At 57.4% G+C, this 11,988-nt stretch carries 14 protein-coding genes; 13 read left to right on the top strand and 1 reads right to left on the bottom strand.

Translation table 11 applies throughout. The annotated features are described in order from the left end of the window. Nucleotides 1–484 precede the first annotated feature (484 nt). Together OCH02_RS02960 and OCH02_RS02955 are read left to right on the top strand one after the other, a co-directional pair. Nucleotides 485–1,045 carry a type IV secretion protein Rhs gene (locus tag OCH02_RS02960; RefSeq protein WP_261429750.1) on the top strand — a complete coding sequence of 187 codons (561 nt, stop codon included), beginning with the start codon at nucleotides 485–487 and terminating at the stop codon, nucleotides 1,043–1,045. Beyond that, the gene (locus OCH02_RS02955) at nucleotides 1,042–1,437 is read left to right on the top strand and encodes a putative T6SS immunity periplasmic lipoprotein (protein ID WP_261429748.1); all 396 of its coding nucleotides are present in this window, start codon (nucleotides 1,042–1,044) and stop codon (nucleotides 1,435–1,437) included. The genes OCH02_RS02960 and OCH02_RS02955 overlap by 4 nt, the downstream gene beginning before the upstream one ends. A gap of 194 nt (nucleotides 1,438–1,631) precedes the next feature. Here OCH02_RS02955 and fliE read toward each other — a convergent pair whose 3' ends face one another. Then, entirely contained in the window at nucleotides 1,632–1,952 is a 321-nt protein-coding gene (gene fliE, locus OCH02_RS02950; protein ID WP_261429746.1) for a flagellar hook-basal body complex protein FliE, read from the bottom strand. A gap of 314 nt (nucleotides 1,953–2,266) precedes the next feature. Between fliE and fliF the strand changes: the two genes are divergently transcribed. The 11 genes from fliF (at nucleotide 2,267) to fliP (ending at nucleotide 11,979) form a co-directional block, all read left to right on the top strand. Beyond that, a complete protein-coding gene (fliF, locus tag OCH02_RS02945) occupies nucleotides 2,267–3,964 on the top strand; it encodes a flagellar basal-body MS-ring/collar protein FliF (protein ID WP_261429745.1) in 1,698 nt (565 codons plus the stop codon). After that, the gene (gene fliG, locus OCH02_RS02940; RefSeq protein ID WP_012145670.1) at nucleotides 3,961–4,953 is read left to right on the top strand and encodes a flagellar motor switch protein FliG; all 993 of its coding nucleotides are present in this window, start codon (nucleotides 3,961–3,963) and stop codon (nucleotides 4,951–4,953) included. The genes fliF and fliG overlap by 4 nt, the downstream gene beginning before the upstream one ends. Beyond that, the gene (fliH, locus tag OCH02_RS02935) at nucleotides 4,946–5,650 is read left to right on the top strand and encodes a flagellar assembly protein FliH (RefSeq protein WP_261429743.1); all 705 of its coding nucleotides are present in this window, start codon (nucleotides 4,946–4,948) and stop codon (nucleotides 5,648–5,650) included. Before fliG ends, fliH begins: the two co-directional genes overlap by 8 nt. Further along, nucleotides 5,650–7,011, top strand: a complete 1,362-nt coding sequence (fliI, locus tag OCH02_RS02930; protein ID WP_261429741.1) for a flagellar protein export ATPase FliI — start codon at nucleotides 5,650–5,652, stop codon at nucleotides 7,009–7,011. The genes fliH and fliI overlap by 1 nt, the downstream gene beginning before the upstream one ends. Before the next feature lie 22 nt (nucleotides 7,012–7,033). After that, a complete protein-coding gene (fliJ, locus tag OCH02_RS02925; protein ID WP_261429740.1) occupies nucleotides 7,034–7,480 on the top strand; it encodes a flagellar export protein FliJ in 447 nt (148 codons plus the stop codon). Next, entirely contained in the window at nucleotides 7,477–8,697 is a 1,221-nt protein-coding gene (locus tag OCH02_RS02920; RefSeq protein ID WP_261429739.1) for a flagellar hook-length control protein FliK, read from the top strand. Before fliJ ends, OCH02_RS02920 begins: the two co-directional genes overlap by 4 nt. A gap of 136 nt (nucleotides 8,698–8,833) precedes the next feature. Beyond that, nucleotides 8,834–9,319 carry a flagellar basal body-associated protein FliL gene (gene fliL / locus OCH02_RS02915; RefSeq protein WP_261429738.1) on the top strand — a complete coding sequence of 162 codons (486 nt, stop codon included), beginning with the start codon at nucleotides 8,834–8,836 and terminating at the stop codon, nucleotides 9,317–9,319. Nucleotides 9,320–9,324: 5 nt separating this feature from the next. After that, nucleotides 9,325–10,326, top strand: coding sequence for a flagellar motor switch protein FliM (fliM, locus tag OCH02_RS02910; RefSeq protein ID WP_012145676.1), 1,002 nt, complete (start codon nucleotides 9,325–9,327; stop codon nucleotides 10,324–10,326). Next, entirely contained in the window at nucleotides 10,323–10,736 is a 414-nt protein-coding gene (fliN, locus tag OCH02_RS02905) for a flagellar motor switch protein FliN (RefSeq protein ID WP_135317022.1), read from the top strand. Before fliM ends, fliN begins: the two co-directional genes overlap by 4 nt. Then, nucleotides 10,736–11,146: a flagellar biosynthetic protein FliO gene (gene fliO, locus OCH02_RS02900; RefSeq protein ID WP_261429737.1), complete on the top strand. Its 411-nt coding sequence runs from the start codon at nucleotides 10,736–10,738 to the stop codon at nucleotides 11,144–11,146. Before fliN ends, fliO begins: the two co-directional genes overlap by 1 nt. Beyond that, nucleotides 11,143–11,979: a flagellar type III secretion system pore protein FliP gene (fliP, locus tag OCH02_RS02895; RefSeq protein WP_261429736.1), complete on the top strand. Its 837-nt coding sequence runs from the start codon at nucleotides 11,143–11,145 to the stop codon at nucleotides 11,977–11,979. The genes fliO and fliP overlap by 4 nt, the downstream gene beginning before the upstream one ends. Nucleotides 11,980–11,988: the final 9 nt, after the last annotated feature.

Genomic DNA, 11,988 nt, shown 5'->3' with positions numbered 1-11,988 from the left:
ACTGCTGTTTTCCCTGGCCATATTGTTGCTCGGCATGTGGCTGCTGGGCCTGGCCTACGAGGAAGACGTCATGCGGATACTGGCGGAAAAATAAATCGGCAAGGCCACAAAAGTGGCCCGGTTTTTTTAGCTTTGTTTAATTAACACACCGATTAATACCGCCAGAACGATCAGTGTTAACACACTGAACAATCTCCATCTGTTCTCACTTTTGCTGCTCATTGCACATCCCAAATTATCATCTTGCAGAAACAGTTATAATAATCCGCTGCTCAACCAATTAATGCAGGAGACAACACCTTCATCCCCCTCCAATTCTACTGATTAATTGTGCGTCTGATACCAATCGGCTATTGGATGTCGCCAGTGAGTTTACTTTTATCTATCACCGATGACGTTCATGGGAAGTCAGCCCCAGCGACTGGACCGCACGAAAAATAGCCGTTATAGTGCAACTTTCTGCATGATGAGAAGGATCTTGATAATGCAATCTAATAATGCTCAGGTTAAAGAGGGAATTTTACGGCAGATGACCCTTGGCGAAATCGCCATGGCTCGTACGGTGTTCGGTAACGCCATTGCTTATAGCCGCGTTTGGGTCCATTGCGACAGCTATTTTCCGTTCGGTATGCAAAAGCCAGGTTATGCCATGGCTCCGAACGGCGAGCTCTGGTACAGAAAAGAAGGGTATTCGCCAGACTTTTCAGGTGTAACGATGTCCCTGGTCGATAAGCATACATTTATCCACGAATTGGGGCATGTTTGGCAGCACCAGCATGGGCAATGGGTGCGGCTGAGGGGCATGTTTAGCTGGGGCGCAAATTATTATTACCGGCTCAATAAGCAAAAACTTACCGACTATTCACTCGAGCAGCAGGCTTCAATTATCGCCGACTACTGGTTATTGTTAGTTTACGGAATTTCTGCCTGGCGGAACTATCAAGCTGCCGGGGGCATAGGTAAATACCGAGGAACAGATAAATTGCGTGATATTCCTGCGCTTTATCAGAAAATAGTTATCGGTCAGGGAGGGATAATAAAATGAAAAAGTTATTTTTTTTAAATTTCGTCTTTCTTTTGACCGCTTGCCCCGGCTATCAGGATAAGATAGTTGCAAAGATACCCGCCAATGTCGCCATTAAAGATAACGACGTTTGCATTTGGAGCCATGGGCAAAAAGGCGAAAAAGTCACAGCGATACAGATATACAGTGAGGAAGGAGGCCGTTTGGTTAAAACCTTTAGCGATAATCCTCTATACCCTGATGATAAAGAGTGCCTGCCTACTTTCAGCTATAAATTTAAGCTGGGAGATAACTATAGGATCTACTATGACATTCAAGCTAGCGAAGGAAAATTCTATCAGCTAACAGCCAGCTTCACGCTTTTATCTGACGAAAAAGGTTCTTTGCACATTAACAAGGACGAAATAAAATAAGGGCCACGCCAATTTATTTACAAGGCGAGATAGTTGAGAACATGCCACCTGGCTGAACCGACAGGTCGGTCATGTTCAGCACCCAACAAAAAGCCCGCCACCGGTGTTTTTTCAAGTCAGGTCATTTCCCCACACATGCCCCACGCTGTAGTTGAACTGTATGTTTTTACTATAAATTCAATAACATGACCCAATCACACTGCCATATTCATCACTTCCTGATAAGCGGAAACCAGCTTATTACGCACCTGTACGCCCATCTGCAGCGAGATTGACGACTTTTGCAGATCGACCATCACATCATTCAGGCTGATGCCCGGTACGCCGACCTCAAAATCCTGCGCTTGCTTGCGTGCAGCCTGCTGGGTATCGCTGATCTTGCCAATAGCCGCTTTCAGCTCACTGGCGAAACTGACGCCTTGCGCAGCAGTGCCTGTGCCTTGCCCCATCGCTCCGGCCTGAATCGCGGTGGCTTGTAGCTGCTGCAATACCCCTTCAATACCCTGAATTGCCATGGTAACCCCAATAAAAATGCTGTGGCCGGACGTTGTTGCATCAGGCACTACTTTGATGCTGCACACCCTAACACAGCGTTTTTATCCTAAAGCGGCTAATTAACTGCAAAAAACCCGGCTTATCGGGCCATCGAAATAGTGAGTAAGGGGAAATAATGGCATGCCCAGTAATGGGAGCGCCGCTATTTAGAAGAAATGTGTATCAGGGAGTCTGTTTTGTCACACAACGCTAACCACATCGTTCATCAGCCTGGCAGGGAGCTACGCCGTGGCCCGAACCGGATCCTGAGCGTCATTGAAGGACACTGGCAAAGATGAGTGCTTCAATCTCCGCCACCGAAAGCCGCGATAATGGCCTGCAAGCCATGTGGAACCGTCTGCGCGCCAACCCGAAAATCCCACTGCTGATCGCCGCTTCCGCCGCCATCGCCATTGTGGTCGCGCTGCTGTTATGGGCAAAAAGTCCTGATTACCGGGTGCTGTACAGCAACATTAACGATCGCGACGGCGGTGCCATCGTCACCCAACTGACGCAGATGAACATCCCCTACCGCTTTGCCGAAAATGGCGCGGCGTTGCTGATCCCCGCAGACAAAGTGCACGAAACCCGCCTGCGTCTGGCGCAGCTGGGCCTGCCGAAAGGGGGGGCCGTTGGCTTCGAACTGCTGGATCAGGAAAAATTCGGCATCAGCCAGTTCAGTGAGCAAATCAACTACCAGCGCGCGCTGGAAGGCGAATTGTCGCGCACCATCGAATCACTGGGGCCGGTACAAAACGCCCGGGTGCATCTGGCGCTGCCAAAACCCTCGCTGTTCGTGCGCGAGCAAAAATCCCCTTCCGCCTCGGTAACCCTGACGCTGCAACCTGGCCGCGCGTTGGATGACGGCCAGATCAATGCCATCGTTTATATGGTCTCGAGCAGCGTCGCCGGCCTGCCGCCGGGCAACGTGACCGTGGTCGATCAATCCGGTCGCCTGCTGACCCAGTCTGACGGTGCCGGGCGCGATCTGAACGCCGCACAGCTCAAGTACGCCAACGAAGTGGAAAGCCGCTACCAGCGTCGCATCGAAGCGATTTTGGCACCGATGGTCGGTAACGGTAACGCGCGCGCCCAGGTCACCGCGCAGATTGATTTTGCCACCCGCGAACAAACCGACGAAGAATACCAGCCGAACCAACTGCCGAATAAGGCCGCCGTCCGCTCCAAACAAATGAGTCAAAGCGATCAAATTGGCGGGCCACTGGTCGGCGGCGTACCGGGTGCCTTGTCCAATCAGCCTAGCGCACCGGCGACCGCACCCATTGAAACCGCCAAACCGGCGGCCACCGGCAACAACGCCAACGCCAACGCCCCCCAGTCCAATGCCGCGGCAACCCGCAGCGCAGCCTCGGGGCCGCAAAATTCCCGCCTGGATGAAACCACCAACTACGAAGTCGATCGCACCATTCGCCATACCCAGCAAAAAGCCGGGACGGTCCAGCGGTTGTCGGTGGCGGTGGTGGTTAACTATCGCGGTACCGATAAAGACGGCAAACCGCTGCCGATGAGTAAAGAGCAGCTGGCGCAGATCGAATCACTGGTGCGCGAGTCCATGGGCTTCTCCAGCACCCGCGGCGACACGCTCAACGTGGTCAACACGCCGTTTACCGATAACGAAGTCACCGGCGGTGAGTTGCCGTTCTGGCAAAGTCAGGCGTTTATCGATCGTCTGTTCGACGCCGGTCGCTATCTGTTGGTTCTGCTGGTCGGCTGGTTGCTATGGCGCAAACTGGTCCGTCCGCAGTTGCAAAACCGTCAGGCAGCACAAAAAGCCGCTATCGCCGCCGCCAATACGCCAATGGCCAAACCGGCAGAGAGCAATAAACAGAGTAATGAGGAGCTGGCGCAGCACCGTAAATCACAACAGCGCGTCAGTGCAGAAGTCCAGAGCCAGCGGATCCGCGATCTGGCTGATAAAGACCCACGCGTGGTCGCTCTGGTAATCCGCCAATGGATGAGCAACGAATTATGAGTCTGACCGGAACCGAAAAAAGCGCCATCCTGCTGATGACCTTGGGTGAAGATCGCGCCGCCGAGGTGTTCAAACACCTCTCCTCGCGCGAAGTCCAGCAGTTGAGCGGCACCATGGCCAGCATGAGCCAGGTATCGCACAAACAACTGAATGAAATACTGCGCGAATTTGAAGATGACGCCGAACAATATGCGGCACTGAGCGTCAACGCCAGCGACTATCTGCGTTCGGTGCTGGTTAAGGCGCTGGGCGAAGAGCGTGCCGCCAGCCTGTTGGAGGATATTCTCGAATCCCGCGAGACCACCACCGGCATGGAAACGCTCAACTTTATGGAGCCGATGAGCGCCGCCGATCTGATCCGCGACGAACACCCGCAAATCATCGCCACCATTCTGGTCCACCTGAAGCGTGGCCAGGCGGCGGATATTTTGGCGCTGTTCGACGAACGCCTGCGCAACGACGTGATGCTGCGTATCGCTACCTTCGGCGGCGTGCAACCGGCAGCGCTGGCGGAACTGACCGAAGTGCTGAACAACCTGCTCGACGGCCAGAACCTCAAGCGCAGCAAAATGGGCGGGGTACGCACCGCAGCCGAGATAATCAACCTGATGAAAACTCAGCAGGAAGAAGCGGTTATCGACGCCATGCGCGAATACGACGGCGAGCTGGCACAGAAGATCATCGACGAAATGTTCCTGTTCGAAAACCTGGTGGAGGTCGACGACCGCAGCATCCAGCGCCTGTTGCAGGAAGTGGAAGGCGAATCCTTGCTGGTGGCGCTCAAAGGCGCGGAACAGCCGCTGCGCGAGAAGTTCCTCAAGAATATGTCGCAACGCGCCGCCGATATTCTGCGCGACGACCTGGCCAACCGTGGCCCGGTACGCATGTCGCAGGTAGAGAACGAACAGAAAGCCATCCTGCTGGTCGTCCGTCGTTTGGCGGAAAGCGGCGAAATGATTATCGGCGGTGGCGAGGACACCTATGTCTGATCGCATTAACGCCCTGCCCTGGCAGCCATGGTCCCTCAAAGACCTGACCGAGCCGAAAGCGGTGGTCGAGCCGCTGCCGTTACCGCCAGTGGAATCTTTCGGCACACCACTGGATGACTCTGTGGTTCAAGAACAGCAATTGGCCCAATTGCGCCTGCAGGCAGAGCAGCAAGGCCAACAGTTGGGCTATGCCGACGGCCAGCAAAAAGGTTACGAAGCCGGGTTCCAGGCCGGCATGGAAGAAGGCCGTCAACAGGGCTTGCTGGAGGCGCAACAGCAACAACAACCGCTGACCGCCCATTGGCAACAGCTGGTGACTGAATTCCAGCATACGCTGGACGCGCTGGACAGCGTGATCGCTTCACGCCTGATGCAGTTGGCATTGACCGCCGCCAAACAGGTGCTCGGTCAACCACCGGTGTGTGACGGCACCGCCCTGCTGGCGCAGATACAGCAGCTGATCCAGCAGGAGCCGATGTTCAGCGGCAAACTCCAGTTGCGCGTACATCCGGATGATTATCAGCGTATTGAACAACAGCTGGGGGCGACACTCGGCCTGCACGGCTGGCGGCTGCTGGCCGATGGGCAACTGCACCCTGGCGGTTGCAAGGTCAGCGCCGATGAAGGCGACCTCGACGCCAGTCTGGCGACCCGCTGGCACGAACTCTGCCGCCTGGCGGCTCCGGGAGAAGTGTAATGACGCTTCGACTCGGCCGCTGGCTGACCTCACTGGATACGTTGGAAAAACGCATCGCACACGCACCGACGGTTCGTCGTTACGGCCGCCTGACGCGGGCTACCGGGCTGGTACTGGAAGCCACCGGGCTGCAACTGCCGATCGGCGCGACCTGCCTGATCGAACGTCACGACGGCGGTGAAGTGCAGGAAGTCGAGAGCGAAGTGGTCGGTTTTAACGGCCAGCGACTGTTCCTGATGCCGCTGGAAGAAGTGGAAGGCATTGTGCCCGGCGCACGGGTTTATGCCCGCGTCTCACCGGAAGGGCAAAGCGCCAGCAAACAGCTGCCGCTCGGCCCGGCACTGCTGGGGCGGGTGCTGGACGGCAGCGCCAAACCGCTCGACGGCCTGCCCGCACCGGAAACCGGCTATCGTGCGCCGCTAATCACCGCCCCGTTCAATCCGTTGCAGCGTACGCCGATCGAACAGGTCCTGGACGTCGGCGTCCGCACCATTAATGGTCTGTTAACCGTCGGCCGTGGCCAGCGCATGGGACTGTTCGCCGGCTCCGGCGTCGGTAAAAGCGTGCTGCTGGGCATGATGGCGCGTTACACCCAGGCCGACGTGATTGTCGTCGGACTGATCGGCGAACGCGGTCGCGAGGTCAAAGACTTTATCGAAAATATCCTCGGCCCCGAAGGCCGGGCACGCTCGGTAGTGATTGCCGCGCCGGCAGACGTCTCGCCGCTGCTGCGCATGCAGGGAGCAGCCTATGCCACGCGTATCGCCGAAGACTTCCGCGATCGCGGTCAGCACGTGCTGCTGATTATGGACTCGCTGACCCGTTATGCCATGGCGCAGCGTGAGATTGCCCTGGCCATCGGCGAACCGCCGGCTACCAAAGGCTATCCACCGTCAGTGTTCGCCAAGTTACCTGCGCTGGTGGAACGCGCGGGCAATGGCATCAGCGGTGGCGGTTCCATTACCGCCTTCTATACCGTACTGACCGAAGGCGATGATCAGCAGGATCCGATTGCCGACTCGGCGCGCGCCATCCTCGATGGTCACGTGGTGCTGTCGCGACGGCTGGCGGAAGCCGGTCACTACCCGGCAATCGACATTGAAGCCTCAATCAGCCGAGCCATGACGTCACTGATCGATGAGGAACATTACCGCCGGGTACGTAACTTCAAACAGATGCTGGCCAGCTATCAACGCAACCGCGATTTGATCAGCGTCGGCGCCTACGTCTCAGGCAGCGATCCTTTGCTGGACAAGGCGATGGCGCTGTACCCGCAAATGGAAGCCTATCTGCAACAGGGCATTTTTGAACGCAGCGGTTATGACGACGCCTGCCAACAGTTACAGCAGTTGATCGTTTAACGTCACCAAAGGCGAAAATCCGATGAAATCACAGTCTCCCCTGATTACCCTGCGCGATTTGGCGCAGGACGCAGTAGAACAGGCGACGCAGCAGTTGGGTCAGGTGCGCAAGGCACAGCAGGCGGCAGAGCAGCAGCTTTCCATGCTGCTCAATTATCAGGATGAGTACCGCCTGAAGCTGAATAATCAACTGAGCGGCGGCATGGAATCGTCCAACTGGCAGAACTATCAGCAGTTTATCGGCACGCTGGAGCAGGCCATCACCCAGCATCGCCAGCAACTGACGCAGTGGGGACAAAAGGTCGAGAGCGCGGTGAAACACTGGCAGGACAAACAGCAACGGCTGAATGCCTTCGAAACCCTGCATACCCGTGCCCAAAGTGCGCAGCTGCAGTTGGAGAATAAACGGGATCAAAAACTGATGGATGAGTTTGCTCAACGCAGTGCACAAAGGAATATCCACCCATGAACCTCAACCTATTGCCCGGTATGTCGAGCCCAGGCGACAGCGGATTACTGCCGGACGCGCCGTTGCCGCTGGATGAATCCTCCCTTTCATCCTCCTTTGCTCAACTGCTCGGTGCACGTGTGCTTCCGGCCGATAAGGCTGCAGGCAAGCTGTCGCCGATGACACTGAGCGCAGACGAGAACTCCGCGCCGCTGAGCCGCAACCAGCTAACCCAGCTACTGGCCACCTTCGGCGAACCTGATGGGCTTTTGGCACCTTCGCTATCAAGCAGCGGTCAGCAGGCGGCCGTCGCGCCGGGTGAAGATCCGCTGAAAGATCAAACGGCGGAAAATACGGCCCTGCGCCCCGCCGGTGAAATCGACGCGGCCACCTTACAGGCGCTGTTCGCCATGCTACCGAACGCCGTAACGCCGGTGATACCGGCCACCGCGACGGGCGCCGGAGAACTGAGCATGGAAGGCGAACCGGGTACGACACAGCCTGCAGCTATGCTGAGCGCCACGCTGAACCGACCCTTGGACGCATCTGGCAGTCCGATAGCAGACACAAAGAAAAACCCGGCGACCCTGAGTAAAGATCCTCTCAGTATGGAAAGCCGCGGCGACGCGCCGCAACAGACGGCGGCAACCGATAAGCCGGATGCTACCGCGTTGAAATTCAGCGCCGATACGCCGGCACCGGTCAATCACCTGATGGCACCGCCAGTCTCCAGCCCGACGGTGGCAGCCGCTCCAGCGTCTTCGCTGGTCACCGCCCCGCCGACACCGCAGCTAAATGCTCAGCTTGGCAGCCCCGAGTGGCAACAGGCGTTGAATCAGCAGGTACTGATGTTCCATCGTAACGGCCAACAAAGCGCAGAACTGCGCCTGCATCCGCAGGAGCTGGGGGCATTGCAGATCACCCTCAAGCTCGATGACAGCCAGGCGCAGTTGCACATTGCCTCCGCCCACGGTCAGGTGCGTGCCGCCGTGGAAGCCGCCATGCCGCAACTGCGCCATGCGCTGGCAGAGAACGGTATCAACCTGGGACAAAGCAGCGTCGGCAGTGAGTCCATGCCACAGGGGCAACAGGCGCAACAACAGAACGCCGGGCAACAGGGCCAACCAGGTTATCGCGATAGCCACGTCGGCAGCGAACCGCCCGCAGAGGCCCTCAGTGCTCCACAGGCATTGCAGGCGATGGCTCGGGCCGTCAGCGGCGTTGATATTTTCGCCTGACTGACCGCAAACGTCCAAGCTGGCACGCTTTTCCCCGCCTATTCTGGCTATTGCACGCCGGAATAGACGGGATAATAGCGCTACATGTCATGCGTGCGGTTTTCATGTACGCAGAAAACAGGAATTTGGCTTAGCAATGTCTCAGAACTCCCTTCCAACAGCCTCAAAAAAACGTCCGTTACTGGCTTATCTGCTGGTGTTGATTACCCTGGTCGCCTGCGGCGCAGCCGGCTACAGCTGGTGGCAGCTCAAACAGCACCAGAGCGGCGCACAACCCGCAGACAAGCCGCAACCGCCGGCCGCGCCGGTGTTTATGCCGCTGGACACCTTTACCGTCAATCTGATGACGCCGGATAACAACCCCGATCGCGTGTTGTATATCGGCCTGACATTACGCTTGCCGGACGAGAACACCCGCCGCCAACTGAACGATTTTCTGCCGGAGGTGCGTAGCCGTCTGCTGATGCTGCTGTCCCGTCAGGAAGCGGGCCAGTTGAGCAGTGAACAAGGGAAACAGCAATTGGTGGCGCAGATTAAGGACGTACTTAGCCCGCCGCTGGTTAAAGGACAACCGAAGCAGGTGGTCAGCGACGTGCTGTTCACCGCCTTCATACTGCGGTAACCACTATGGGCGACAGCATTCTTTCACAGGCAGAGATCGACGCCTTGCTCAACGGCGACAGCGCGGGAGATGAACCCGTCGCGGTCACCAGCAACGAGAGCGAGGTCAAGCCGTACGATCCGACCACCCAGCGCCGCGTGGTGCGCGAGCGCCTGCACGCGCTGGAAATCATCAACGAACGTTTTGCCCGGCAGTTCCGCATGGGGTTATTCAACCTGCTGCGTCGCAGCCCGGACATTACCGTCGGCCCGATCAAAATTCAGCCGTACCACGAATTTGCCCGCAACCTGCCGGTGCCCACCAATCTCAACCTGGTGCACCTGAACCCGCTGCGCGGTACCGCGCTGTTCGTGTTCGCCCCGAGCCTGGTGTTTATCGCGGTCGATAACCTGTTCGGTGGCGACGGCCGCTTTCCGACCAAAGTGGAAGGCCGCGAATTCACCCCCACCGAACAGCGGGTGATCAAGCGCATGCTGCGTCTGGCGCTGGATGCTTACGGCGACGCCTGGAGCGCGATTTACAAGATCAACGTGGAATACGTGCGCGCCGAAATGCAGGTGAAATTCACCAATATCACCACCTCGCCGAACGACATTGTGGTTACCACTCCGTTCCAGGTGGAAATCGGTGCGCTGAGCGGTGAATTCAACATCTGTATTCCGTTCGCGATGATCGAGCCGCTGCGCGAACTGCTGACCAACCCACCGCTGGAAAACTCACGGCAGGAAGACAGCCACTGGCGCGAAACGCTGGTGAAACAGGTGCAGCATTCCGAACTGGAGCTGATTGCCAACTTCGTCGATATCCCGATGCGGCTGTCAAAAATCCTGAAGCTGCAGCCGGGTGACGTATTACCGATTGATAAACCGGATCGCCTGATCGCCCACGTGGACGGCGTACCGGTACTGACCAGCCAATACGGCACGTTAAACGGGCAGTACGCCCTGCGTGTTGAACATTTGATTAACCCTATTTTGAATGCTCTGAGTGAGGAACAGCCCAAATGAGTGATCCTAAGCAACCGTCTGGCGAAGGAAAGGAATCCGTGGACGACCTGTGGGCTGATGCGTTTAACGAACAGCTAGCAACCGACAAAACCTCTGCCAGCGACGCGGTATTCAAATCGCTGGAACCACAGGAGGCCGGCGGTAGCCTGCAGGATATCGATCTGATCCTGGATATCCCGGTCAAACTGACCGTCGAACTGGGCCGCACCAAAATGACCATCAAGGAGCTGCTGCGCCTGTCGCAGGGATCTGTCGTGGCGTTGGACGGGTTGGCGGGTGAACCCCTGGATATCATGATCAACGGTTATCTGATAGCCCAGGGCGAAGTGGTGGTAGTGGCCGACAAGTTCGGCGTGCGCATCACCGACATCATTACCCCATCCGAACGTATGCGCCGCCTGAGCCGCTGATGAACCCAAACGCCACCGCGCCCGGCCAGGGCACTTTGCAACCCGCCACCCCGGCACTGCCGGCCGGTTCGGTGCTGACACAGGTCAGTACCGCACTTGGCGGGATCCTGCTGCTGATCCTGCTGGCGGGCTGGCTGTTTCGCCGATTGGGGTTCGCCCCACAGGCACGCAACAGCAAACTGTTAAACCTGCGGGCCAGTTGCCAGGTCGGTCAGCGTGAGCGCGTGGTGGTGGTCGAGGTGGACAACACCTTGCTGGTACTGGGCGTCACCGCCCAGCAAATCACCCCGCTGCATACCATGCCTGTCCCTGCGCAAGCGCAAGATAGCCGCACAACCGACAGCGCCACACCGGCTGATTTTCGCCAACTGATGCAAAAAGTTCTGAAACGTCCGGAAAAATCGGCATGACTCACACTCAACAATCAGCATTCCCGGCTATTGCCCCCCTCGGCGCGGATGGCCAGAAGGTCGCCGTCTTCCCCCTCTCCTGTCGGGAGAGGCTCGGGGTGAGGGGAAAATACCTCTTTGCCGTTGCCCTGCTGCTAATCAGCCCGGCGGCTTTCGCGCAGTTGCCTGGACTTATCAGCCAACCACTTGCGGGCGGCGGCCAAAGCTGGACGTTGCCGGTGCAAACGCTGGTGCTGCTGACCTCACTCAGTTTCCTGCCCGCGATGCTGCTGATGATGACCAGTTTCACCCGCATCATCATCGTGCTCGGGCTACTGCGCAATGCGCTGGGAACGCCGTCTGCCCCACCGAATCAGGTGATGCTGGGTCTGGCGCTGTTCCTGACATTTTTTATCATGTCGCCGGTGTTCGACAAGGTCTATCAAGATGCCTACCTGCCGTTCAGCCAGGACAAAATCAGCCTGGACGTGGCAATGGATAAAGGTTCGCAGCCGCTGCGCGAATTTATGCTGCGCCAGACGCGTGAAACCGATTTGGCCCTGTATGCCAAGCTCGCCAACCTGCCGCCACTGGCCGGGCCGGAAGCGGTGCCGATGCGTATTCTGCTGCCGGCTTACGTCACCAGCGAGCTGAAAACCGCGTTCCAAATTGGCTTCACGGTGTTTATTCCGTTCCTGATTATCGATCTGGTGGTCGCCAGCGTGCTGATGGCGTTGGGGATGATGATGGTGCCCCCGGCAACTATCTCGCTGCCGTTCAAACTGATGTTGTTTGTGTTGGTGGATGGCTGGCAGTTGCTGCTTGGCTCGCTGGCACAAAGTTTCTATTCATAACCGGAGCCG

It is taken from the genome of Serratia quinivorans (assembly GCF_946227985.1).
Classification (GTDB): domain Bacteria; phylum Pseudomonadota; class Gammaproteobacteria; order Enterobacterales; family Enterobacteriaceae; genus Serratia; species Serratia quinivorans_A.
Note: the sequence above shows the minus strand (reverse complement) of the source record. Positions and strands in the feature narration are given on the sequence as shown.